This is a genomic window from Stenotrophomonas sp. STM01, from assembly GCF_014852135.1.
Classification (GTDB): domain Bacteria; phylum Pseudomonadota; class Gammaproteobacteria; order Xanthomonadales; family Xanthomonadaceae; genus Stenotrophomonas; species Stenotrophomonas capsici.
This window is the reverse complement of the sequence record NZ_JACVBA010000004.1, coordinates 208,362-231,296: the sequence shown is the minus strand read 5'-3', so window position 1 is coordinate 231,296 and position 22,935 is coordinate 208,362. Positions and strand designations below refer to the sequence as shown.

General features: G+C 68.0%; 19 protein-coding genes. 10 read left to right on the top strand and 9 right to left on the bottom strand.

Features of this window, described 5'->3' with window-relative positions; all coding sequences use genetic code 11:
- Positions 1 to 19 precede the first annotated feature (19 nt).
- Positions 20 to 616 carry a DUF4234 domain-containing protein gene (locus IB227_RS16950; RefSeq protein WP_192288349.1) on the bottom strand — a complete coding sequence of 199 codons (597 nt, stop codon included), beginning with the start codon at positions 614 to 616 and terminating at the stop codon, positions 20 to 22.
- 146 nt (positions 617 to 762) lie between these two features.
- Entirely contained in the window at positions 763 to 1,776 is a 1,014-nt protein-coding gene (locus IB227_RS16945; RefSeq protein WP_132862305.1) for a TIGR00266 family protein, read from the bottom strand.
- A 174-nt stretch (positions 1,777 to 1,950) separates the two neighbouring features.
- Between IB227_RS16945 and IB227_RS16940 the strand changes: the two genes are divergently transcribed.
- Positions 1,951 to 4,254, top strand: coding sequence for a TonB-dependent receptor (locus tag IB227_RS16940; protein ID WP_192288348.1), 2,304 nt, complete (start codon positions 1,951 to 1,953; stop codon positions 4,252 to 4,254).
- A 138-nt stretch (positions 4,255 to 4,392) separates the two neighbouring features.
- Here IB227_RS16940 and IB227_RS16935 read toward each other — a convergent pair whose 3' ends face one another.
- On the bottom strand, positions 4,393 to 5,232 hold the full coding sequence (locus IB227_RS16935) for a phosphatase PAP2 family protein (RefSeq protein ID WP_192288347.1): 840 nt from the start codon (positions 5,230 to 5,232) through the stop codon (positions 4,393 to 4,395).
- Positions 5,233 to 5,319: 87 nt separating this feature from the next.
- On the bottom strand, positions 5,320 to 6,138 hold the full coding sequence (locus IB227_RS16930) for an ATP-binding cassette domain-containing protein (RefSeq protein WP_192288346.1): 819 nt from the start codon (positions 6,136 to 6,138) through the stop codon (positions 5,320 to 5,322).
- Between the two features lie 127 nt (positions 6,139 to 6,265).
- On the opposite strand from IB227_RS16930, the gene IB227_RS16925 reads away from it, so the two are divergent.
- The 4 genes from IB227_RS16925 to IB227_RS16910 all read left to right on the top strand — a co-directional run bounded on the left by IB227_RS16925 (position 6,266) and on the right by IB227_RS16910 (position 10,631).
- On the top strand, positions 6,266 to 7,468 hold the full coding sequence (locus tag IB227_RS16925) for a fatty acid desaturase (RefSeq protein ID WP_192288345.1): 1,203 nt from the start codon (positions 6,266 to 6,268) through the stop codon (positions 7,466 to 7,468).
- Complete coding sequence (locus IB227_RS16920; RefSeq protein WP_192288344.1) at positions 7,465 to 7,794, top strand: hypothetical protein; 330 nt, start codon at positions 7,465 to 7,467, stop codon at positions 7,792 to 7,794. The genes IB227_RS16925 and IB227_RS16920 overlap by 4 nt, the downstream gene beginning before the upstream one ends.
- 154 nt (positions 7,795 to 7,948) lie before the next feature.
- Positions 7,949 to 8,761 (top strand): bifunctional DNA-formamidopyrimidine glycosylase/DNA-(apurinic or apyrimidinic site) lyase, encoded by an 813-nt coding sequence (gene mutM / locus IB227_RS16915; RefSeq protein ID WP_192288343.1) that lies wholly within the window; start codon positions 7,949 to 7,951, stop codon positions 8,759 to 8,761.
- A 268-nt stretch (positions 8,762 to 9,029) separates the two neighbouring features.
- On the top strand, positions 9,030 to 10,631 hold the full coding sequence (locus IB227_RS16910; protein ID WP_192288342.1) for a glucan biosynthesis protein D: 1,602 nt from the start codon (positions 9,030 to 9,032) through the stop codon (positions 10,629 to 10,631).
- A gap of 180 nt (positions 10,632 to 10,811) precedes the next feature.
- Here the strand turns inward: IB227_RS16910 and IB227_RS16905 are convergent, their stop codons facing one another.
- Positions 10,812 to 11,432: a thymidine kinase gene (locus tag IB227_RS16905; RefSeq protein WP_192288341.1), complete on the bottom strand. Its 621-nt coding sequence runs from the start codon at positions 11,430 to 11,432 to the stop codon at positions 10,812 to 10,814.
- A gap of 76 nt (positions 11,433 to 11,508) precedes the next feature.
- Here IB227_RS16905 and IB227_RS16900 point away from each other — a divergent pair, with 76 nt between their 5' ends.
- Together IB227_RS16900 and IB227_RS16895 are read left to right on the top strand one after the other, a co-directional pair.
- A complete protein-coding gene (locus IB227_RS16900) occupies positions 11,509 to 13,491 on the top strand; it encodes a UvrD-helicase domain-containing protein (RefSeq protein WP_192288380.1) in 1,983 nt (660 codons plus the stop codon).
- A 235-nt stretch (positions 13,492 to 13,726) separates the two neighbouring features.
- A complete protein-coding gene (locus tag IB227_RS16895) occupies positions 13,727 to 14,257 on the top strand; it encodes a GNAT family N-acetyltransferase (protein WP_132862314.1) in 531 nt (176 codons plus the stop codon).
- A gap of 166 nt (positions 14,258 to 14,423) precedes the next feature.
- On the opposite strand, the gene IB227_RS16890 is transcribed toward IB227_RS16895, so the two are convergent.
- From IB227_RS16890 to IB227_RS16875, 4 genes are all read right to left on the bottom strand, one after another.
- On the bottom strand, positions 14,424 to 15,842 hold the full coding sequence (locus IB227_RS16890; protein ID WP_192288340.1) for a TIGR00366 family protein: 1,419 nt from the start codon (positions 15,840 to 15,842) through the stop codon (positions 14,424 to 14,426).
- A gap of 257 nt (positions 15,843 to 16,099) precedes the next feature.
- Positions 16,100 to 16,741 (bottom strand): hydrolase, encoded by a 642-nt coding sequence (locus IB227_RS16885; RefSeq protein WP_192288339.1) that lies wholly within the window; start codon positions 16,739 to 16,741, stop codon positions 16,100 to 16,102.
- Between the two features lie 66 nt (positions 16,742 to 16,807).
- The gene (locus tag IB227_RS16880) at positions 16,808 to 17,497 is read right to left on the bottom strand and encodes an isochorismatase family protein (protein ID WP_192288338.1); all 690 of its coding nucleotides are present in this window, start codon (positions 17,495 to 17,497) and stop codon (positions 16,808 to 16,810) included.
- Positions 17,498 to 17,594: 97 nt separating this feature from the next.
- Positions 17,595 to 18,461, bottom strand: a complete 867-nt coding sequence (locus IB227_RS16875; RefSeq protein ID WP_192288337.1) for a pirin family protein — start codon at positions 18,459 to 18,461, stop codon at positions 17,595 to 17,597.
- 124 nt (positions 18,462 to 18,585) lie between these two features.
- Between IB227_RS16875 and IB227_RS16870 the strand changes: the two genes are divergently transcribed.
- The 3 genes from IB227_RS16870 (at position 18,586) to IB227_RS16860 (ending at position 22,825) form a co-directional block, all read left to right on the top strand.
- Entirely contained in the window at positions 18,586 to 19,491 is a 906-nt protein-coding gene (locus IB227_RS16870) for a LysR family transcriptional regulator (RefSeq protein ID WP_192288336.1), read from the top strand.
- A 98-nt stretch (positions 19,492 to 19,589) separates the two neighbouring features.
- The gene (locus IB227_RS16865; RefSeq protein ID WP_192288335.1) at positions 19,590 to 20,771 is read left to right on the top strand and encodes an OmpA family protein; all 1,182 of its coding nucleotides are present in this window, start codon (positions 19,590 to 19,592) and stop codon (positions 20,769 to 20,771) included.
- 134 nt (positions 20,772 to 20,905) lie between these two features.
- A complete protein-coding gene (locus IB227_RS16860) occupies positions 20,906 to 22,825 on the top strand; it encodes a peptidase M61 (RefSeq protein ID WP_225591954.1) in 1,920 nt (639 codons plus the stop codon).
- Positions 22,826 to 22,935: the final 110 nt, after the last annotated feature.

Sequence of the window (22,935 nt, the reverse complement as noted above, 5' to 3'; positions counted from 1 at the left end):
CTGGGCCAGGGGGCCCGGCTCAGCTGTCGCCCAGGGAAAGCGCCAGGCCCACCAGCACCAGCAACCAGAACAGACCGCCGAGCACCAGCCACAGCCAGTTCAGCGGCGTGAGCCGGGCATTGGCCGAGCCCGTCGGGTCGCCGCAGGCCAGGTTGGCCGCGCGTTGGGCCTGGACCATCGCCAGCGTGCCGCCGCCGACGGTCAGCATGGCCAATCCGAAACTCGGGCCCGGTGCCAGCATGGCATCCGGGAGGCGGTTGATGATCTGCCCGATGATCGCCGAGACCACGTACACCGTGGCCCACGTGCCCGGCGACCAGTCGTGGCGCTGGCCCGCGCGCCGCAGCCGGTGGTCGATTTCCTCGTTCAGGCCATGCGCGAAGAAGATGGCGAAGATGGCGCGCGGCACCGGCCAGATGTCCAGCTTCCGGTCGAGCTTGTGCAGCTTCCAGTGCCGCCAGAACCAGTACAGCGAATACAGCCCCACGGTGGCGATGGAAAGCAGCACCAGTTTGCGGAGGGACACCACGTAGAACGGCGGCAGCGCCGGGCGCTCGGCGGTGCGGGTTTCCAGTGGCGCCTGTGGGGGTGCGTAGAGGTTGTCGTGTGCGTCCATGCGTGGCCGGTTCCCCCCGGAAAATGAACGCGGAGGGTAGACAACCGGCCACGCACAGGCAAGGACGCCAGGCGTCGCCCGGGCAGGCGCAGCGCCCCCGGGCCCGGGACCGTCCGGCATGCCGGAGGCCCGGGACCGCGACGGCTTCAGAAGCGGTTGTCACCGTCCAGGATGCGGCCCAGCCCGCCCAGCACCGAGCCTTCGCCACGGCTCTGGCCACCGCCCTGCGGGGCGGCGGCGAACATGCGGCCGGCCAGGCGCGAGAACGGCAGCGACTGCAGCCACACCTTGCCCGGGCCGGTCAGGGTGGCCAGGAACACGCCTTCGCCACCGAAGAACATGCTCTTCAGGCCGGCGACGCGGCGCACGTCCATGTCCACGCCGGCGTGGTAGGCCACCACGCAGCCGGTATCCACGTCGATGCGCTCGCCGGCGGCCAGCTCGCGTTCGACCACGCAGCCACCGGCGTGCACGAACACCCAGCCGTCGCCCTCCAGCTTCTGCATGATGAACCCCTCGCCGCCGAACAGGCCGGTCATCACCTTGCGCTGCAGGTGCACGCCGACCTGCACGCCACGGGCGCCGGCCAGGAAGCTGTCCTTCTGGCAGACCAGCTTGCCGCCGTGCTGGTCCAGCTTCATGGCCAGCACCGTGCCGGGGTAGGGCGCGGCGAAAGCGACCTTGGCCTTGCCCTGGCCGGTATGGGTGTAGACGGTGGCGAACAAGCTTTCACCGGTGATCACGCGCTTGCCGGCCGACAGCAGCTTGTCCATGAAGCCGCCGCCCTGGCCCTCGTGGCGGCCGTCGCCGAACACGGTGTCCATCTGCACGGAGGCGTCCTTGAACATCAGCGCGCCGGCTTCGGCGATGGCACTCTCGCCCGGGTCCAGTTCGATTTCGACGAACTGCATCTCATGGCCGACGATGCGGAAGTCGATATCATCGGCCCGGCTACGGTTGCCCCCGACCGGCGGCGGCATCGGCGGCGGGGCGGCCTGGCCGCCGAACTCGGCGATTTCGCCGACCGGCTGCCAGCCCTGCATGCCGGTCCGCCAGGCTAGTGCCTGGCGGTTGGCCTGGGCGTAGGCGCGGGCCGCTGCCTCATCGAGCGGGCCGACCCGGTCGGACTGGCCGGGAACATGGAAGTACCACTGGGTCATGGCGCATCGCCTGGTGTGGGTAAGGAAGCCCAAGTCTATGCAGTGCGGTGGCTTTTTCACCCCTGACAGGCGTCATGCGTCTGAATACCTGAACGATTGCGATACGAATGTTGTACTGCAACAATTCCGTGCTAGGCGCAGTTCCCCATTCCTCCCAACAGGCCCTTCTTCGCCATGTCCCCGACCCGTACCGTCCGCGGCCGCTTCCCGGCTGCGCATCCGCTGTTCGTCGCTGTAGCCGCCCTGCTCCCCCTGGCCGCGATGGCCCAGGACGCCACCCCCGCACAGAAGGAAGCCGCCACGCTGGACGCCGTGAAGGTCACGGCCGCGCGCAAGGTGGAGAACATCCAGGACGTGCCGGTCTCGATCAGCACCGTCAGTGGCGAGAAGCTCGACGCGCTGGCCTCCGGCGGCACCGACGTGCGCTACCTGTCCGGCCGCGTGCCCAGCCTCAACATCGAATCCTCGTTCGGCCGTGCGTTCCCGCGCTTCTACATCCGTGGCTACGGCAACACCGATTTCCGCCTGAACACCTCGCAGCCGGTGTCGCTGGTGTACGACGACGTGGTGCAGGAGAACCCGATCCTGAAGGGCTTCCCGATCTTCGACGTGGAGCAGGTGGAAGTGCTGCGCGGCCCGCAGGGCTCGCTGTTCGGCCGCAACACCCCGGCCGGCGTGGTGAAGTTCGACTCGGTGCGCCCGACCCAGGAGTTCAACGGCTATGGCAAGGTCGGCTACGGCAGCGACAACCTGTGGAACGTCGAGGCCGCCGTCGGCGGCGCGCTGAGCGCGCGCTGGTCGGCCCGCGTGTCGGCGCTGTACCAGCGTCGCGACGATTGGGTGAAGAACACCGGCACCGGCCCGAACGACGGCCTGGAAGGCTATGACGAGTCCGCCGTGCGCGTGCAGTTCCTGTACGAGGGCGACAATTTCGAGGCGCTGCTGGGTGCGCACAAGCGCCACCTCAACGGCACCGCGCGCCTGTTCCGCGGCAACATCTTCAAGCCGGGCACGAACGACTTCGTCGCCGGCTTCGACGAGGACAAGGTGTCCATCGACGGCCTGAACCACTCCGAGCTGGACAGCAGCGGTGCCAACGCGCGCCTGAGCTGGGACTTGGGCAACCTGAAGCTGTCCTCGATCACCGGCTACGAAACCGTGGACACCTACAGCGTGGGTGACATCGACGGCACCTCCGGCCCGTACTTCACCCCTGAAGTGCCGTTTGCCTCCGAAACCGCCGACGGCATCCCGAGCCATTCGCAGTGGACGCAGGAACTGCGCCTGGAATCGCTCAACGAGGGTCCGCTGAACTGGCAGGCCGGCTTGTTCTATTTCAAGGAAGACTACGACGTCGACAGCTACAGCTACGACACCACCAACGGCAGCAGGCAGGATGGCTTCCAGCGCATCAACCAGACCAACGATGCCTGGGCGGCGTTCGGTGGGGTGACCTTCCAGGCCACCGACAAGCTGGAGCTGCGCGCCGGCGTGCGTTACACCGTCGACAAGAAGGACCTGGTGGTCAAGGACTACTGGAACACCGGCTTCTCCCCGTGCGTGCTGTCGGCCAAGTGCGACCTGGCCGGCCTGCTCGCCGCCCAGCAGGCGGCCTTCGCCCGCGGTGACGCGGTGGACCCGTACCTGTCGGCCTCGACCAAGGACAAGAAGTTCAACTGGGACTTCTCGGCCACCTACGCCGTCAACGACACCGTCAACGTCTACGGGCGCGTTGCCACCGGCTTCCGCGGCAGCTCGATCCAGTCGGCCGGCGCCTTCAACGACAAGACAGTGGCCGACCCGGAAACCGTGCTGTCCTTCGAGGCCGGCGTGAAGGCGGACTTCTGGGACAACCGTGCACGCCTGAATGCCAGCGTCTACCACTACCGGGTCAAGGACCAGCAGCTGACCGCCGTGGGCGGCGAGCTGGGTAACGCCAACATCCTGCTCAATGCCGACAAGAGCGTGGGCCAGGGCTTCGAGCTGGACCTGCAGGCCTACCTGACCGACAACCTGCTGGTCACGCTGGGCAGCGGGTACAACCACACCGAGATCAAGGACGCCGGTCTCAGCGTTGCACCGTGCTTCTCGTGCACCGTGACCAACCCTGTCATCGATGGCAAGGCGCGGATCAACGGCAACGCGCTGCCGCAGGCACCGGAGTGGACCCACAACCTGACCGCACGCTGGTCGCTGCCGCTGGCCGATGGTGCGCAGTTCTACGTGTTCACCGACTGGGCGTACCGCAGCGAAGTGAATTTCTTCCTGTACGAGTCCAGGGAATTCACCGGCAAGTCGTTGCTGGAAGGCGGCCTGCGCCTGGGTTACCAGTGGAACGACGGGGACTACGACGTGGCGCTGTACGGCCGCAACATCACCAACCAGATCCGCGCCACCGGCGGCATCGACTTCAACAACCTCACCGGCTTCATCAACGAGCCGCGCCTGTGGGGCGTGGAGTTCAAGACCCGCTTCTAAGCGCCGGTCTGCAGGTTGAACGAAGAAGGCGCGGAGCAATCCGCGCCTTCTTCTTTTCCGTAGTGCCGAGCCATGCTCGGCTGGGGCTTCAACGGTAACGCCCCTTGCCGAGCATGGCCCGGCACTACCCCGCATTGCTCAGCGGGCTTCGGAGATGTCGGAGGTGAGCGCGGCGGTCTCGGCGGCGCAGTCACGCGGCAACGACCGCTTCAGCGTGCGGGCGTACGCCAGCTCGCGGCGTGCCTTGGCCAGGTCGGCGACGAACTCGGGGTTGTCGTGCAGGCGGGCGACCGTGGCCGCACCCATGAAGCGTCCCTGCTGCACGTCACTGAACCAGTGCACGTTGCAGACCAGCCGGCTGTGGCCGTAGTTGCGGCCGCGCTCGATCAGGGCGGTGGCGTGCTCCGGATCGATCTCGGCCAGGATCAACGCCCAGGCCCAGCCGATCGAGGTGTGCCCGGACGGGTAGGAGCCACTCTTGCGCAGGTCCTGCTCGTCCTCCGGCGTGCAGGTCGGCTCGTTGTTGACCATGAACGGACGCGGGCGCTGGTAGTGGTGCTTGGCGGCCTTGGTGGCGGCGCTGGCATCGATGCGGCTGCGTTCGAGCAGGGTGTACAGCGTCGGCGTGTCCTGCGCGGTGACCGCCACGCCCAGCGCGCAGCTGAACTGCTCGGCGCCGGCCGGGAAGGACAGGTCGGCGTCGGCATGGGCCTGCTGGAAGCGCGCGCTGCCGCGCATGCCGATGGCCTCGCGGGCCACGGCCTCGTCCAGCTGCGCCCAGACCGAGCCCGGGGCCGGCGGGGCCGGGCTCAGCGCCAGGCTGTCGGGAATGGCATCGCCCTGCAGGTAGCCGCTGGCGTGCTGGGTGGGGTCCTCGTCCGGCGCACCGGAACGGGTGGGGGTGCTGGAACAGGCGGCCAGGGCGGCGGCCAGCGAAACGGCTGCGGCAAGGCGCAGCGGGAAGCGGGTACGGGACATTCGGGTACGGCGGAAACGACGGAACGGACCGGCATCATCGCATTGCCGGCACCGCCCCGGTGGATCGGGGCAGCGGCGATGGCCCGTTTACCCGACCCAGGCGGTCAGCCGGCCTTCGTCCTCGCGGACCTGGACCGGCCCGCCGAACAGCTCGGACAGCGGCCCGGAGCACAACAGCTCCGCGCGCGGGCCGTCGGCCAGGATGCGGCCGCCCTTCATCAGCACAACGCGGCCGATTTCCGGGATCACTTCCTCGATGTGGTGGGTGACCAGCACCAGGGTGATGCCCTCCCGGGCCAGGTGCTGCATGGTGTCGACCAGGTGCTGGCGCGAGATCAGGTCCAGCCCGGTGGAGGGTTCGTCCAGCAGCAGGGCGCGTGGCTGGTTGACCAATGCCCGCGCGATCAGCACGCGGCGGGTTTCCCCGGCCGACAGCTCGGCGTAGCTGCGGCCCAGCAGCGGCAGGGCGCGGGCCAGCTCCAGCGCCTGGCGGGCACGCTGGCGCATGGCGTCGGTGACGTCGCGGTGCGCCGGCACCACGTAGCTGGCGAAGAAGCCGGAGATCACCGCTTCCTCCACGCTCAACCCGGGCATGTCGGACAGGTTGCTGGACAGGTCGCCGGTGACGATGCCCAGCTGCGAGCGCAGCCGGTCCACCTGCCAGCGGGTCTGGCCCAGCACCTGCACCGGAATGTGACCGTCCGCACGTGCCAGCGGGTACAGCTCGCGGGTGATCAGCTTGATGAACGAGGATTTGCCGCAGCCGTTGGGGCCGAGGATCGCCGTGTGCTGTCCCTGCTCGATGCGCAGGTTCAATTCATGCAGGACGCGGACCTGGCCGCGGATGACGCAGGCATGGTCCAGTTCGATCAGGGGGGCCGGGCTGGCGGCGGGGGCGATGGACATCAGGAGGTGAGCGGCAGCTGAGGATTCGACCAACGGACGACCCGCCGGTGGATGAAGTTTGCGCCGACAGCCCCCATCATGTGTAGCGGTTGTTTCATCTGGCACCGACCTGCCACGGAGTCCCGCCATGCCTGACGCCCTGTTTGATTTCCTCACTGGTGGCATCGCCGGCCTGGGCTGGTGGGGCATGCTGGCGGTGCTGCTGGTGGTCACCCAGCTGACCATCTTCGCGGTGACCCTGTACCTGCACCGCAGCCAGGCCCATCGCGGCGTGGATTTCCATCCGCTCATCGCCCACTTCTTCCGCTTCTGGGTGTGGCTGACCACCTCGATGATCACCCGCGAGTGGGTGGCCATCCATCGCAAGCACCACGCCAAGGTCGAGACCGAGGACGACCCGCACAGCCCGGTGACCAAGGGCATCGACCGCGTGTTCTGGCGCGGCGTGGAGCTGTACCGCGAAGCCCGCGCGCTGCGCGGCGACATCGAGCAGTACGGGCGCGGCGCGCCGGAGGACTGGATCGAGCGCCACCTCTACACCCCGCACGCCAACCTCGGGCCGGTGCTGTTGTTCGTGGTCAACACGGTGCTGTTCGGCCTGCCGGGCATCGCGCTGTGGGCGATCCAGATGGCGTGGATCCCGTTCTGGGCCGCCGGTGTGGTCAACGGCCTGGGCCACTGGTGGGGCTACCGCAACTTCGAGTCGGCCGACACCTCCACCAATCTCACCCCGTGGGCGTTCTGGATCGGCGGCGAGGAGCTGCACAACAACCACCACGCCTTCCCGAGCTCGGCGCGCTTCTCGATGCGGCGCTGGGAGTTCGACATCGGCTGGCAGGCGATCCGCCTGCTGCAGGCGCTGCGCCTGGCCAAGGTGCTGCGCGTGGCACCGAGCATGGACATCCGTCCCAACATCGCCGTGCCCGATGCCGACACGCTCAAGGCGTTGCTCTCGCACCGCTTCCAGGCGATGACCGACTACCAGCGCAATGTGTTCGCCCCGGCCCTGAAGGATGAGGCCATCGCCGCCGGTGCCAAGCTGCGCAAACTGCTGCCGCGGCGCCTGCGCAAGGGTCTGGTCAACGATGGCCGTTGGCTCAAGCCGGCCTGCCGCGAGCAGTTGCAGGACTGGGTGCAGCAGCGCCCGCGCATCCAGCTGCTGGTCGACTACCGTGCGCGCTTGTCGGCCCTGCTGGAGGCCCGCAGCCACGATGCCGCCGAGCGCCTGCGCCAGCTGCAGCAGTGGTGCCAGGACGCCGAGGCCAGTGGCAGTGCGGTGCTGCAGGCCTATGCCGCGCGCCTGAAGGGCTACGCGCTCAGCGCCGCATGAAGACGGTGACGGTGCTGGTGGGCCTGTTGCTGGCCGGCCCGGCGATGGCGCAGGTACAGGACACCCACGAATACCTGCAACGCATGGACGCCGATGGCGACGGCAAGGTCAGCCCGGACGAGTACCTGCAGTGGATGCTGTACGCCTTCGACCGCATGGATCGCAACGGCAATGGCGTGCTGGAGCCGGAAGAACAACCCGGTGGCCGTGGCAAGCCGATCACCCGCGAGGAACAGCGGCAGGTGATCCTGGCGCGGTTCGCGCGACAGGACGCCAATGGCGACGGGTTCCTCAGCGCCCGCGAGCTGATGGCACCGCCGCGTTGAGCGACGGCGCGGCGCAGGGGCGGCCTTGGCCGCGGAACCGAAACCACGTCCTGCACTGGCAAGGCAATGCACATCGGCGGTTGAGGCGGGTCGTTCAACAACGCCAGCTTCGCGGCCGAGGCCGCTCCTACGAAAAACGATTCTGGAACGCGACATGCCCGAATTACCGGAAGTAGAAACCACCCGCCGTGGGCTGGAGCCACACCTGCAGGGACGGCGCATCCATGGCGTGATCCTGCGCCGGCCAGACCTGCGCTGGCCGATCCCGGCGGAGATCGAGGCCGAGCTGCCGGGCCAGCGCATCGCCGCGATCCGCCGCCGTGCCAAGTACCTGCTGCTGGACACCGAAGCGGGCAGCGCGGTGTTGCACCTGGGCATGTCCGGCAGCCTGCGCGTGCTGCCCGGCGATACGCCGGTGCGTGCGCACGACCACGTCGACATCAGCCTGGAGGACGGCCGCCTGCTGCGCTTCAACGACCCGCGCCGGTTCGGTTGCCTGCTGTGGCAGCCGACCGGGGAAACCCATGAACTGCTGCGCGGCCTGGGCCCGGAACCGCTGGATGATGACTTCGACGGCGACTACCTGTTCCAGCGCAGCCGTGGCCGCAGCGCGGCGGTGAAGACCTTCCTGATGGACCAGGGCATCGTCGTCGGGGTGGGCAACATCTACGCGGCCGAAAGCCTGTTCATGGCGGGCATCAACCCGCTGCGCGAAGCGGGCAAGGTCTCGCGTGCGCGTTACCAGCGGCTGGCCGATGCGGTGAAGGCCATCCTCGGCCACGCCATCGTGCGCGGCGGCACCACGCTGCGTGACTTCATCAGCCCCGACGGTGCTCCCGGCTACTTCGAGCAGGAGCTGTTGGTGTACGGGCGCGAGGGGGAGGCCTGCAAGCAGTGCGGGCGCGCGCTGCGCCACGCCACCATCGGCCAGCGGGCGACGGTGTGGTGCGGGCATTGCCAGCGGTGAGTGGCTAGCGGCGGCGCAGGGGCAATTGCAACCGCAACAGCACCCCTCCCCGGCCCTCCCCTGCTGCGCAAGGGAGGGGGTGGTTCCTGCAGGTCGGGCAGGTGGCAGCGCAACCCTGCTTTTGCCCCCTCCCTTTGGCATCGCCAAGGGGAGGGCCGGGGAGGGGTGCCGTTGCTGTTGATCTACCTACCGCCCCGCGCAGACGCTCACTCCAGAGTTAGCCGGCGTATGCCTATCATGCGCAACCTTTTTTGCTCCGGACGACTGCATGCAACGCCGTGATTTCCTGCGCAATGCCGCCGCCGCACTGGCTGCCTTCGGCCTGCCTTCCTTCGCCGCCTGCGCGGCCACGCCGGCCCAGTTGGGCCTGCGCCGCATCGGCCAGCCACAGCCCTTTGATTTCGCCGCGCTCAAGGGCCAGGCGCGGGCGCTGGCGGCCGCGCCGTACCAGAGCCACAAGCGCACCTTGCCGGCCGAGCTGGAAGCGCTGGACTGGGACCAGTACCAGTCCATCCGCTACCGCCAGGACCATGCCCTGTGGGCCAACCAGCCGGGCAAGTTCCAGGCCAAGTTCTTCCACCTGGGGCTGTACTTCCATTCGCCGGTGCGCATGTTCGACGTGGCCGATGGCAAGGCGCAGGAGCTGGCCTACGACGGTGATGCGTTCGACTACGGCAGCAGTGGCGTGCACGGCAAGCGCCTGCCGGCCGACCTGGGCTTTGCCGGGTTCCGCCTGAACACCCGTGCCGACACCGACCGCGACTTCGCCGCCTTCCTCGGCGCGAGCTATTTCCGCGCGGTGGGCAAGGAGGGCCAGTACGGCCAGTCCGCGCGCGGCCTGGCGATCGACACCGGCATGGGCAAGCCGGAGGAATTCCCGGACTTCATCGCCTATTACCTGGAACAGCCCAGCGGTGACTCCGACACGCTCGTGGTCTATGGCCTGCTGGACTCACCCAGCGTGGCCGGTGCGTATCGCTTCGCGATCACCAATGGCGAGGTGCTGCTGATGGACATCGACAGCGCGCTGTACCCGCGCAGTCAGATCGAGCGGCTGGGCATCGCGCCGTGCACCAGCATGTACCAGGTCGGCGAGAACGACCGCCGCATGGACTGGGACTGGCGCCCGGAGATCCACGACACCGACGGCCTGTCGATGTGGAACGGTGCCGGCGAATGGATCTGGCGCCCGCTGTGCAACCCGCGGCACCTGCGCTTCAACATGTTCATGGACAACAACCCGCGCGGTTTCGGCCTGCTGCAGCGTGACCGCAACTTCGACCATTACCAGGACGATGGCGTGTTCTACGAGAAGCGCCCCTGCCTGTGGGTGGAGCCGAAGGGGCAGTGGGGCGAGGGTTCGGTGCAGCTGGTGGAGATCCCCACCGTCGATGAAACCTTCGACAACATCGTCGCGTTCTGGAACCCCACGGCCAAGCCGCAGCCCGGCCAGGAACTGCTGGTCGGCTACCGCCTGTACTGGGGCGCGCAGCCGCCGGCTCGGCCGCCGCTGGCGCATTGCGTGGCCAGCCGCACCGGCCTGGGCGGGGTCATCGGCAAGAAGCGCGAGTATTTCTCGTGGCGCTTCGCGGTGGATTTCGAAGGCGGCGAACTGGCCGGCCTGATCGACAAGGCCGAGGTCGAGGCGGTGGTGGAAACCAGCCGCGGCAAGGTCGAGATCGTCTCGGCGCGCCCGCTGCGCGAGATCAAGGGCTACCGCGCCATGTTCGACCTGGTGCCGCCGGAAGGCAGTTGCGACCAGATCGACGTCCGCCTGTACCTGCGCAGTGGCGGCAAGACCCTGACCGAGACGTGGCTCTACCAGTACAGCCCGCCGCCGGCCGATGCGCCGGAGCGGACGTTGTATTGATTGGCTCGAGTCCCTGCTTGAGGCCCCCCTCCCCAACCCTCCCCTTGGCTGCGCCAAAGGGAGGGAGCAGAAGCTGGGCCTCACTGTGATTCGACCGACCTGCAGAAATCACCCCCTCCCTTTGGCGTAGCCAAGGGGAGGGTTGGGGAGGGGTAACGCATGTGCCCTCCGCACATCACCTCACAACGGCAGCGGTGCCTGCATCGGGTCGATGCGTCCTTCACCGCGCGTGATCTTCTTGAACTCGGCGCGGCTGACCGACACGTAGCGCTCGTTGCCGCCGATTTCCACCTGCGGGCCGTCCTGCACGGCGAAGCCGTTTTCGTCCACGCGCACGGTCATCGTCGCCTTCTTGCCGCTGTGGCAGATGGTCTTGATCTCCTGCATCTCGTCGGCCCAGGCCAGCAGGTACTGGCTGCCCTCGAACAGCTCGCCGCGGAAGTCGGTGCGCAGGCCGTAGCACAGCACCGGGATACGCAGTTCATCGACCACCTCGGACAGCTGCCAGACCTGCGCCTTGCTCAGGAACTGGGCCTCGTCCACCAACACGCAGCCAAGCTTGCCGTGGCGGGCGATGTCCTGCTCGATCAGCTTCTGCAGGTCGGTGTCATGCTCGAAGGCGGTGGCTTCGGCCTGCAGGCCGATCCGCGAGGCGACCACGCCGGTGCCGGCGCGGTGGTCCAGGCGCGGGGTGAGCAGGGCCACCCGCATGCCGCGCTCACGGTAGTTGTGGGCGGACTGCAGCAGGGTGGTGGTCTTGCCGGCGTTCATCGCCGAGTAGTAGAAATAAAGCTTGGCCATGGGCCATTTTACCGCGCCGGCCGGCGCTCACGGGCGATGGATTACACTGCCGGCCTGCTAGTGATCCGACCCCATGCTGGACTCCCTCAATCCCCCCCAACGCGCGGCGGCGGTGCACGCCGAAGGTCCCCTGCTGGTGCTGGCCGGTGCAGGCAGCGGCAAGACGCGCGTGATCGTCGAGAAAATCGCCCACCTGATCGGCAGCAACCGCTACCCGGCCCGGCGCATCGCGGCGATCACCTTCACCAACAAGTCGGCCAAGGAAATGCGCGAGCGCGTGGCCAAGCGCCTGCGCGCGGAGGATGCCGCCGAGGTGACCATCTGCACGTTCCACGCGCTGGGGCTGAAGTTCCTGCAGATCGAACATGAACAGGTGGGGTTGAAGCGCAACTTCTCGATCTTCGATGCCGATGACGCGGGCGGCCAGATCAAGGACCTGCTGGGCGGCAGCAATGCCAAGCCCGACGACATCGAGGACATCAAGAACCTGATCTCGCGGGCCAAGAACGCCGGCCTGTCGCCGGAGCAGGCGATGGCGGCGGCGCGCAGCAGCCGCGAGAAGAACGCGGCCATGGTCTACGAGCTGTACCAGGCGCGGCTGACCTCGTTCAACGCGGTGGACTTCGATGACCTGATCCGGTTGCCGGTGCAGGTGCTGGAAGAGAACCCGGACATCGCCCTGGCCTGGCGCGAGCGCATCGGCTACCTGCTGGTGGACGAATGCCAGGACACCAACGACGCCCAGTACCGGCTGCTCAAGCAACTGGCCGGGCCGCGCGGCAACTTCACCTGCGTGGGGGACGACGACCAGTCGATCTACGCCTGGCGTGGCGCCAACCCGGAAAACCTGCAGCAGATGGGCCGCGACTACCCGGCGCTGAAGATCATCAAGCTGGAGCAGAACTACCGCTGCTCCAACCGCGTGCTGCGCGCGGCCAATGCGCTGATCGCGCACAACCCGCACGAGCACCTGAAGACGCTGTGGTCCGACCAGGCCGACGGCGAGCGCATCCGCGTGTGGGAGTGCCGAAACAGCGAGCACGAGGCGGAGAAGGTGGCCTCGGAGATCCATTTCCTGGCCACCAACCGCAAGATCCCGTGGAGTGATTTCTGCATCCTGTTCCGCGGCAACTTCCAGTCACGGCCGCTGGAAAAGGCGATGCAGCTGGTCGGCGTGCCGTACCACCTCAACGGCGGCACGGTGTTCCTGGAACGGCAGGAGGTGAAGGACACGCTGTCCTGGCTGCGCCTGCTGGTGAACCCGGACGACGACACCGCGTTCATGCGCGCGGTGCAGTCGCCCAAGCGTGACGTCGGCGCCAGCACCTTGGCCAAGCTGGCCGAGCTGGCCTCGGAGAAGGGCATGCCGATGGCGCAGGCCGCCGAGGCGATGGGCGCGCTGGCGCAGCTGCCGCCGCGCGCGGCCAACAGCCTGAGCAAGTTCACCGACATCCTGCGCGCGCTGCGCATGGACATGCGCCAGATGAGCTCGGGCGACCTGGTGCGGCGCGTGGCCAAGGACTCCGGCCTGCTGGCGGAAATGCGCCACCAGGCCAAGGACACCACCAGCTACGAGCGCCGCGCCAACAACGTCGAGGAACTGGCCTCGTGGTTCGAGAGCGGCCCGCGCGGTGCCAGCGCCGCCGACATGGCCGCGCAGCTGGCGCTGATCTCGCGCAACGACAAGGACGACGGCGGCAACCAGGTGCGGATGATGACGCTGCACGCGTCCAAGGGCCTGGAGTTCCCGTATGTGTTCATCGTCGGCTGCGAGGACGGCGTGCTGCCACACCAGGTCAGCCTGGACGAGGGCAACCTGCAGGAAGAGCGCCGCCTGCTGTACGTGGGCATCACCCGAGCCAAGGTACAGCTGTGGATGAGCTTCAGCCGCCTGACCCGCAAGTTCGGCGAGCACATCCGGCTCAAGCCCAGCCGCTTCTTCGACGAGCTGCCGGCCAGCGAGATCCAGCGCGACGGCGCCGACCCGGTGGCCGATGCCGCGCACAAGCAGGAGCGCGCGAAGGCGGGGTTGGCGGCGATCCAGGCGTTGTTTGACTGACCCCTCCCCAGCCCGCCCGGCCCTCAGGCACAGCCTTCGGGCGTTCATCGGACCGCACGCCAGTGGCATGCAAACGCTCCTCTTCACCCCCTCCGCCTTCGGCAAAGGGAGGGGGCGGATCATGACGGTCGGTCAGGTCAACGTGTACCGCTTTGCTCCCTCCCTTGCGCCGCAGGCGGAGGGGAGCGCCGGGGAGGGGTAAGCTCGGCCTGCACATCCCGCACGGAACCCGGCAATGCCCCAACCCCTGATCCAGACCGAACGCCTCACCCTGCGCCTGCTGCGCGATGACGACACCGACGCGGCCGGCATGCTGGCCCTGCTCAACGAGCCGGGTTTCCACCAGTACATCGGCGACCGCGGCGTGCGCACGCAGGAGCAGGCGCGCGACTACATCCGCAATGGCCCGTTCGCCAGCTACGTGGCCAACGGCTTCGGCATGTACGTGATCGAGCGGCGCGAGGACGGTGCGTGGATGGGCAACGCCGGGTTGGTGCGTCGTGATGGCCTGGCCCACGTCGACGTGGGTTACGCGCTGCTGGGGGAATTCGGCGGGCGCGGCTACGCGCTGGAAGCCGCGCGCGCGGTGGTGGCGTATGCGCGCGATGCGCTGCGCATCGGGACGCTGTGCGCGATCGTGTCCAAGGGCAATGCGCGTTCGGTGGCGCTGCTGGAGAAGCTGGGGTTCGTGGCGGACGGCGTGGTGACGCTGCCGGGCAAGGACGAGGAGTTGTTCCTGTTTTTACTGGCGGAGGGGGCTGACTGAATTTCCAGGCATCGTCGTAGCCGTCCTTCTCCCTGCGGGAGAAGGTGCCCGAAGGGCGGATGAGGGTTCGGGCTAGGCACTGTGTCGTTGATTTCAGGTGGGCTTTGCTTCTTGCCCTCTCCCCAACCCCTCTCCCGCTTGCGGGAGAGGGGCTAGAGTCAACGCCTTACGGCATCACCGGTGGCACGTAGGCCAGGGTCGCGCCCAGCGCCCATAGCAGGAGCAGCACCAGCGGGATGTGCACCAGCAGCTGCACGAAGGTGAAGCCGATCAGGTCGCGTGCCTTCAGGCCCAGCACGCCGAGCAGCGGCAGCATGTAGAACGGGTTGATCAGGTTGGGCAGTGCTTCGGCGGCGTTGTAGATCTGCACCGACCAGCCCAGGTGGTATTGCAGGTCGTTGGCCACCTGCATCACGTACGGCGCTTCGATGATCCACTTGCCGCCACCGGAGGGGATGAAGAAGCCCAGCACCGCTGAATAGCTGCCCATCAGCAGCGCGTAGGTGTCGTGGCTGGCGATCCGGGTGAAGAAGGTGGAGATGATGTGGGCCACGCTGTGGCCATCGCTGCCGTTGACGGTGGTCATGATCGCGGCGATCGAACCATACAACGGGAACTGGATCAGCACGCCGGTGGTGGACGGCACCGCGCGCGCCACCGCATCCAGGAAGTTGCGTGGGCGCCAGTGCAGCAGCGCGCCCAGCATCAGGAACAGCAGGTTGTAGGTATTCAGACCGGAGATGGCCTGGATGGCCGGCTTGGTCGAAAACTCATGCACCAGCCAGCCAGCGGCCAGCAGCACCAGCAGCAGGATCAGCAGCGGGCTGTGTTCCAGCCATTCGCCGGGGCGGGTCGGCGTGGCCTTGGGCGGGGCGACGTCGTGGTGCACGTCCACGCCGCAGTCGGCCGCGTCACGCGCGGAGTTGGCGTTGGGCGCGGTGACGTAGGAGATCACCAGCGACACCAGCACCAGCGCTGCCAGCAGCACGCCGGACTGCCACAGGAAGATGGTTTCGGTGAACGGGATGACGCCGGTGATGGACAGGATCGACGGCGGCAGGCTGGCCGGGTTGGCCTGCAGCTGCGCGGCCGAGGACGACAGGCCCAGTGCCCATACCGCACCCAGGCCGAGATAGCCCGCCGCGCCGGCGGCGCGGTAGTCCATCTTCAGCTCGCTGCGGCGCGCCAGCGCACGCACCAGCAGGCCGGCGAACACCAGGCTCAGGCCCCAGTTCAACAGCGAGGCCAGCATCGACACGGTGGCCACCAGCGCCACCGCGGTGCGACCGTTGCGCGGTACCCGGGCAAGCCGGTCGATCAGCCGCGAGGCCGGGCCGGAGGAGGCCACCACGTAACCGCCGATGACCACGAAGGCCATCTGCATGGTGAAGGGGATCAGGCTCCAGAAGCCATCGCCGAAGGCCTTGGCGGTTTCGGTGGCCGGGGCGCCGATGGCCAGTGCGGCCAGTGACACGGCAGCCAGGGCGAGGGCGGCGAACACCCAGGAGTCGGGGAACCAGCGCTCGGCGAACTGGGCGCAGCGGATGGCGAAGCGCGCCGAGGCGGTGTCTTGGGTGGTGTGCATGGGGAGCTACCGTGAGGAACACCCGCTCGACGGTAGCGCGGTGACGTGGCCGCTGGAACTGGACCTTCGGATAGTAGGGATGGCAACAGCAACAGCACCCCTCCCCAGCCCTCCCCTTGGCTTACGCCAAAGGGAGGGGGCGATTCGTGCCGTTCGATCAGCCTGCAGAGTGGTGCTTTTAGCTCCCTCCCTTTGGCGTAAGCCAAGGGGAGGGCTGGGGAGGGGTAATGCGGTTGAGCTCCCCATCCACTCCTGCATCACTCCGCCGCGTCGTAGCCGAACTGGATGCCCGCCGTGCCGCCGGTGCTAATGAACAGCTCCATGAACTGCTTGGCGGTGCCGCTGCGGTTCCAGTCGCGCTGCAGCTCGCAGAACAGCTGCGGCACGCTGATCAGCTTGGCGCCGGCCTGCTCGACGCGGCGCAGGGCGGCGTCATGGGCGGCCAGCGAGGTGCCGCCCACCGCATCGACCGGCACGTACACCTCGTAGCCCTCGCGCAGCGCGTCCAGCGCCGGGAAGGTGAGGCAGGCCTCGGTCCACAGCGCGGTCATGATCAGCTTCCTGCGGCCGGTGGCCTCCACGGCCTTGCGGAACTCCACGTCTTCCCACGAGTTGATGGTGGTGCGGTCGTAGGTGGGCTCGTCCTTCAGCACCTTGCGCAGCTGCGGGATCGGCGGCTTGTTCAAGCCGGTCTTGACGTTGACCGTGGAGTGCACGATCGGCAGTCCATAGACCTTTGCGGCCTTGGCGACGCCGACGATGTGGTTGACCAGCAACTGGCGGTCCATCGAGGCGATGGAGTTCACCTGCACCGGCTGGTAGTCGATGACGATCAGGGCGGAGTTCTCCGGGGTCAGCAGATCGTCGGTCTTCGGGTCACGCTTGGTTTCGCTGGTCATCACAAAGCTCCTTTGCAGGGAGGGATGCACCGCGCGCAGGGCGCACGCGGTGCGGGGGGAAACGGATCAATCGCGCTGCGAATCCAGCGGTTCGTGGTTGGTCACCACTTCCTGCGCCTTGCTGTAGCTCTCGATCAGCAGCTGGTAGTTCGGGAAGATCTGCGTGTAGGCCTGCGCCCATTCGGCGGCGTCGGCGCGGTTCCAGGTCTTCTGCAGCTCCGAGGCCACGGCGGCCACGTCGATGACCACCACGCCGGCCTGCATCATCCGCGCCAGGGTGATTTCCTGGGCCTGCTTGGAATAGGTGCCCGAGGCATCGATCACCGCGAACACCTGGTAGCCCTCGGCCACCGCCGCGATCGACGGGAACGCCATGCACACGCTGGTGATGGTGCCGGCGATGATCAGCTGCTGCTTGCCGGTGTCCTTCACCGCCTGCACGAAGTCGGGGTTGTCCCAGGCGTTGATCTCGCCCTTGCGCGCCACGTACTTGGCGTGCGGTGCGTTCTGGTGGATCTCCGGGATCAGCGGGCCGTTCGGGCCCTGCGGCACCGAGGCGGTGGTGATGACCGGGATCTTGGCCAGCGACGCCAGCTTGGCCAGCGTGGCGGCCAGGCGGCGCAGCGTGGTGAACGGCATGTCGTGCACGGTCTGGAACAGGCCGCTCTGGTGGTCGATCAGCAGCATGGCGACGTTGTCCGGGTCGATTACCGGCTTGGCACCGTTGAAGTTGGCCGCGTACGGGAAGGCATTCATGGCGGGGCTCTCATTGAGTAGCGATGGGACGATCGCGCTGCATCGGTAATGCAGGCGCGACGGGGAAGTGACCGGGCGGTTACGCCCGGTCATGGGTTCAAGCGGCGATCTGGCCGAAGCGGCCGGAGTTGAAGTCCTCCATCGCCTGGCGGATTTCTTCCTGCGTGTTCATCACGAACGGGCCGTAGCCGGCGATGGGCTCGTCGATCGGCTCACCGGCCAGCACCAGCACGGTGGCATCGGCGTTGGCTTCCAGCGCCACCTCGCCGGCGGTACGGTCGAACAGCACCATCTGGCCTTCGCGGGCCACCTGGCTGCCGTTGAACAGCACCGTGCCGTGCAGCACCACCATCGCCACGGTGTGGCCTTCGGCAAAGGCGAAGGTGGCGTGCCGGTCACGCTGCAGGCGAAGGTCCCAGACATCCATCGGCGTGTGGGTGCGGGCCGGACCATGCTGGCCACCGAACGCACCGGCAATCACGCGGACGGAGCCGGCGCCATCGGCCAGGGGCACGACCGGGATGTCGGCATTGCTGAGGTTCTGGTAGCCCGGCGTGGCCATCTTGTCGCTGGCCGGCAGGTTCACCCACAGCTGCACCATCTCCAGCTTGCCTCCGCGGCGGGTGAAGGCCTCGGAGTGGAACTCCTCGTGCAGGATGCCGGAGGCGGCCGTCATCCACTGCACGTCGCCCGGGCCGATCTCGCCGCCGGCACCGGTGGAGTCGCGATGGGCCACTTCGCCGTCATAGACGATGGTGACCGTCTCGAACCCGCGGTGCGGGTGCTGGCCGACCCCGCGCGGGGTGTCGGTGGGGCTGAACTCGGCCGGGCCGGCGTGGTCCAGCAGCAGGAACGGGCTGAGCTGCCGGCCGTGGGTGTTGTAGGAGAACAACGAACGGACCGGGAAGCCGTCGCCGACCCAGTGCGGGCGGGGGGCGCTGTAGAGGCCGCTGATCTTCTTCATGTCTTTGCTCCAGTGGCGGCGCGGGTGCGCCTTTGTTGAAGCGAAGATTAGGATTGGGACGATACCCCCGGTAGACGGCAAAAAGTGGTCTCATAGTCCTATTTGGTGAACGATGGGACGCGCCATGCAGGACCTGAACGACCTGTACTACTTCGCCAAGGTGGTCGACTACGGCGGCTTCGCGCCGGCCGGGCGCGCGCTGGGCGAACCCAAGTCCAAGCTGAGCCGGCGCATCGCCTTGCTGGAAGAACGGCTGGGGGTGCGGCTGATCCAGCGTTCGACCCGGCATTTCTCGGTGACCGAGATCGGGCAGACCTTCCACGCGCATTGCCGGGCGATGCTGGTCGAGGCCGAGGCGGCGGCCGAATCCATCGAGATGACCCGCTCACAGCCACGCGGCATCGTGCGGGTGAGCTGCCCGACCATGCTGCTGGACTTCCGGGTGGCGAAGATGGTGGCCGACTTCATGGCGCAGTGCCCCGACGTGCAGGTGCACCTGGAGGCCACCAACCGCCGCGTCGACGTGATCGCCGAAGGCTTCGACCTGGCCATCCGGGTGCGTCCGCCACCGCTGGAGGACAGCGAGCTGGTGCTGAAGGTGCTGGCCGAGCGCACCCAATGCCTGGTGGCGGCGCCGTCGCTGGTCGAGCGGCATGGCATGGCGCACGGCCCGGCCGACCTGCACCTGCTGCCGAGCGTGGCGCTGGGCGTGCCGCAGGCCGAGCATGCCTGGCGGTTGATCGGCCCCGATGGCGCCGAAGCGGTGGTGGCGCATGCGCCGCGGCTGGTCACGCGCGGGATGACGGCCCTGCGCGAAGCGGCCTGGGCCGGTGTCGGCGTGGCCCAGCTGCCCTCGATGATCGTGCGCGAGTCGGTGGAGCAGGGCCGCCTGCTGCGCGTGGCACCGGACTGGGCCCCGCCGAAGGAGATCGTGCACGCGGTGTTTCCGTCGCGGCGCGGGCTGTTGCCGTCGGTGCGCGAGTTCATCGATTTCCTCGCCGCGCGCTTCGCCGAGCTGGACGAATCCTGAGCCGGCGGCGGCGCGATCGATCCTGAACCGGGGACAGTCACAGGAAATGCACATGCCGTTGGTGAACTTGGTCGATCACTCGCAAAGGAGCGCCCTGCATGCGCCATGGAATCGCCACGCTGACCTGTCTGTCGTTGTTGCTTGCCGCCTGTGGGCGCACCCCGCCCGCCGCGCCGGCGTCCGGTGACGCCGCGCCCACCGCAGGCGCCCCGGCCCCCGCCGCCGCCCCGGCAGCGGAAGGCTTGACCGCCGGCAGCATCGAGTTCCCGGTGATCCCGCCGATCATGGTGCCCAGCATCATCGGCAGCGGCCCGGCGCAGAAGCAGCTGGAGGCCTCGATGCAGGCGCTGATCAACCCGATCGACGGCATCACCGTGCGTCCGGCCAACTGCGCCACCGACGGCGGGCTGGTCAACGAGAGCGGCTTCACCAACGTCGATGCGCAGGGCAACCTGCAGCGCGTCAGCGGCCAGGGCGTGTTCGAGATCGGCGCCGATGGCAGTGGCCATGCGGTCACCGGCGACGACGTGGTCGAAGTGGCGCCCGACGGCAGCGGCAGCATCATCAACAGCGCCGGCACCTTCGAAGTGCAGGCCGATGGCTCGGGCACCTACGTCGGCGCGTACGGCAACATCGAGCTGGACGGCAAGGGGGGCGGCAACTGGGTCGGCGAGTTCGGCAACATCGAGAACCATGGCGATGGCTCGGGCCGCTGGGTCGGCGCGGAGGGCAGCATCGAGATCAATGCCGATGGCTCGGGCAAGTGGATCGGTGGCCCGGAGGGCATCGTCGAGAACCGTGGCGACGGTACCGGCACCGTGGGCGCGGTCGCCCGCGAGGTGCGCATGGCGCCGCTGCCGCCGCTGCCGCCGGCCGGCCGCTTCCCGTTGCTGGACAAGTTCAAGCCGTCCGGTGCGCCGTGTGGTTTCGTCATCACGCTCAACGACCAGGTGTTGTTCGACTTCGACAAGGCCGACATCCGTCCTGATGCCGGCAAGGTGCTGGACACCCTGGCCACCGCGCTGGGCACGGTGCAGGCCAGCTCCCTCGAGGTCCGTGGCCACACCGATGCCAAGGGCAGCGACGATTACAACCAGGACCTGTCCGAGCGCCGCGCGCGTTCGGTGGTGGCCGCGCTGCAGCAGCGGGGTGCGGCGGCCGGGGCAAGCGCCCACGGCTACGGCGAAACGCAGCCGGTCGCGCCCAACGAGATCAACGGCAAGGACAACCCGGGTGGCCGCCAGCTCAACCGCCGCGTGGAGATCTTCGTCCGCACCTAGGAGCGAGGTCGGGTGATGCATCGCGGCCAAGGCGGCTCCCGCGGCGTGGGTGTCCGCGACCATGCCTAACGGCCCGTGTCAGGGCCGTGCGCGTCGACGCATCATGGGGCTCTCAGACAAACGAGAGGTTGGTGATGCATGTATTCCGTCCTGCGGCGCTGGGGCTGGCCCTGATGGCCGCCATCGGCTTGGCGAATGCGGCACCGGACGTGCCCGATACCGACGCACGGGGCGTCAGGATCAGCGAGGCCGCCTACCCGGGCACCATCGTGCTCGACGTGGACGCCACCGACCTGGGCCAGCGCGTGTTCAAGGTGAAGCAGACCATGCCGGTGCAGGCTGGCCTGCAGCGCTTCCACTACCCGGCCTGGTTGCCGGGCAACCATTCGCCCACCGGCCAGATCGAGAAGCTGGCCGGCCTGGTCATCACCGGCAACGGCCAGCGCCTGGACTGGGTGCGCGACCCGCTCGACGTCTACACCTTCAACGTGCAGGTGCCCGAAGGCGTCGGCGAGCTGCGCATGGAGTACCAGTTCCTGAGCCCCACCGATTCGGCGCAGGGCCGCACGGTGATGACGCCGAACATGCTCAACCTGCAGTGGAACGCGATGCTGCTGTACCCGGCCGGGCATGCCGCCCATGCCATCACCTACCAGGCCAACGCGCGCTACCCGCAGGGCTGGGAAGCGGCCAGCGCGCTGACCGTGGCGCGCCGTGACGGCGACACCGTGCACTACGCGCCGACCAACCTGGAAATCCTGGTGGACTCGCCGGTGTTCGCCGGCCGCTACCACCGCCGCTTCGACCTGGCCCCGGCCGGCACCCGCCCGGTGCGCCTGAACGTGTTCGCCGACCGCGCCAAGGACCTGGAGGCCAAGCCCGAGCACATCGAGCAGCACCGCGCGCTGGTCACCCAGGCGCGCAAGCTGTTCGGTGCCGAGCACTACGACCATTACGACTTCCTGTTCGCGGTGACCAGCCAGCTGGGCGGCATCGGCCTGGAGCACCAGCGCTCCAGCGAGAACAGCGAGGACCGCGACTACTTCAGCGGCTGGGACGCGAAGGTCGGCAGCAGTGACCTGCTCGGCCACGAATACACCCATTCCTGGGACGGCAAGTACCGCCGCCCGGCCGACCTGACCACGTTGAACTACAACGTGCCGATGCAGGGCAGCCTGTTGTGGGTGTACGAGGGCCAGACCCAGTATTGGGGCAACGTGCTCACCGCGCGCGCCGGCATCCGCCCGCTGGAGGCCTCGCGTGACGCGCTGGCGCTGGTGGCCGCCACTTACGCCGACAACCGCCCGGGGCTGGAATGGCGCTCGCTGGGCGACACCACCAACGACCCGGTGATCGCCCGCCGCAAGCCCAAGCCGTACCGTGGCTACCAGATGAGCGAGGACTACTACCAGGGCGGCCAGATGCTGTGGCTGGAAACCGACGTGCGCATCCGCAGGCTCAGTGGCGGCAAGCGCAGCCTGGATGATTTCGCCAAGGCCTTCTTCGGCCAGAACGATGGCCAGTGGGAACGCCCGGATACCTATACCTTCGAGGATGTCGCCGCGACGCTGGAGCAGGTGCAGCCCACCGGTGACTGGACGCAGTTCCTGCGCGAGCGCGTGGATGGCCGCCGCGGGCTGACCGACGGCATCGCCGCCGCCGGCTGGAAGCTGGTCTACCAGGACAAGCCCAGCGCCTACTACAAGGCGATGATGAAGGGCCGGGGCGCCAACTTCATCTACTCGCTGGGCATGTCGCTGGACAGTGCCGGCCGCGTTGGCGAAGTGCGCTGGGACAGCCCGGCCTTCAACGCCGGCCTGGGCACCGGCATGCAGGTGCTGGCGGTCAACGACCTGCAGTACAGCGCCGACGAGCTGGAGGAGGCGGTACGTGCGGCCAAGGCCCATCCGCAGCCGGTGCGGCTGCTGGTCAAGGAGATGGACGTGTACCGCACCCTGAGCATCGACTACCAGGGCGGCCTGCGCTACCCGGTGCTGGAGCGCATCGAAGGCAGCACCGACTATCTGACGCCGATCCTCAGCGCCAGGAAGTGAGTGACCGTGCCGGGCGCTGCCCGGCACGGATGCACTGCAACACAAACCGGTGGTGCCAGGCCATGCCCGGCGCCACCGGCCGGGCGATGCCCATGCGATGCATGGCTGCC

Coding starts and splice junctions, on each gene's coding strand:
- IB227_RS16950 (WP_192288349.1), bottom strand. CDS start 616: ATGGACGCACACGACAACCTCTACGCACCCCCACAGGCGCCACTGGAA.
- IB227_RS16945 (WP_132862305.1), bottom strand. CDS start 1,776: ATGACCCAGTGGTACTTCCATGTTCCCGGCCAGTCCGACCGGGTCGGC.
- IB227_RS16940 (WP_192288348.1), top strand. CDS start 1,951: ATGTCCCCGACCCGTACCGTCCGCGGCCGCTTCCCGGCTGCGCATCCG.
- IB227_RS16935 (WP_192288347.1), bottom strand. CDS start 5,232: ATGTCCCGTACCCGCTTCCCGCTGCGCCTTGCCGCAGCCGTTTCGCTG.
- IB227_RS16930 (WP_192288346.1), bottom strand. CDS start 6,138: ATGTCCATCGCCCCCGCCGCCAGCCCGGCCCCCCTGATCGAACTGGAC.
- IB227_RS16925 (WP_192288345.1), top strand. CDS start 6,266: ATGCCTGACGCCCTGTTTGATTTCCTCACTGGTGGCATCGCCGGCCTG.
- IB227_RS16920 (WP_192288344.1), top strand. CDS start 7,465: ATGAAGACGGTGACGGTGCTGGTGGGCCTGTTGCTGGCCGGCCCGGCG.
- mutM (WP_192288343.1), top strand. CDS start 7,949: ATGCCCGAATTACCGGAAGTAGAAACCACCCGCCGTGGGCTGGAGCCA.
- IB227_RS16910 (WP_192288342.1), top strand. CDS start 9,030: ATGCAACGCCGTGATTTCCTGCGCAATGCCGCCGCCGCACTGGCTGCC.
- IB227_RS16905 (WP_192288341.1), bottom strand. CDS start 11,432: ATGGCCAAGCTTTATTTCTACTACTCGGCGATGAACGCCGGCAAGACC.
- IB227_RS16895 (WP_132862314.1), top strand. CDS start 13,727: ATGCCCCAACCCCTGATCCAGACCGAACGCCTCACCCTGCGCCTGCTG.
- IB227_RS16890 (WP_192288340.1), bottom strand. CDS start 15,842: ATGCACACCACCCAAGACACCGCCTCGGCGCGCTTCGCCATCCGCTGC.
- IB227_RS16885 (WP_192288339.1), bottom strand. CDS start 16,741: ATGACCAGCGAAACCAAGCGTGACCCGAAGACCGACGATCTGCTGACC.
- IB227_RS16880 (WP_192288338.1), bottom strand. CDS start 17,497: ATGAATGCCTTCCCGTACGCGGCCAACTTCAACGGTGCCAAGCCGGTA.
- IB227_RS16875 (WP_192288337.1), bottom strand. CDS start 18,461: ATGAAGAAGATCAGCGGCCTCTACAGCGCCCCCCGCCCGCACTGGGTC.
- IB227_RS16870 (WP_192288336.1), top strand. CDS start 18,586: ATGCAGGACCTGAACGACCTGTACTACTTCGCCAAGGTGGTCGACTAC.
- IB227_RS16865 (WP_192288335.1), top strand. CDS start 19,590: ATGCGCCATGGAATCGCCACGCTGACCTGTCTGTCGTTGTTGCTTGCC.
- IB227_RS16860 (WP_225591954.1), top strand. CDS start 20,906: ATGCATGTATTCCGTCCTGCGGCGCTGGGGCTGGCCCTGATGGCCGCC.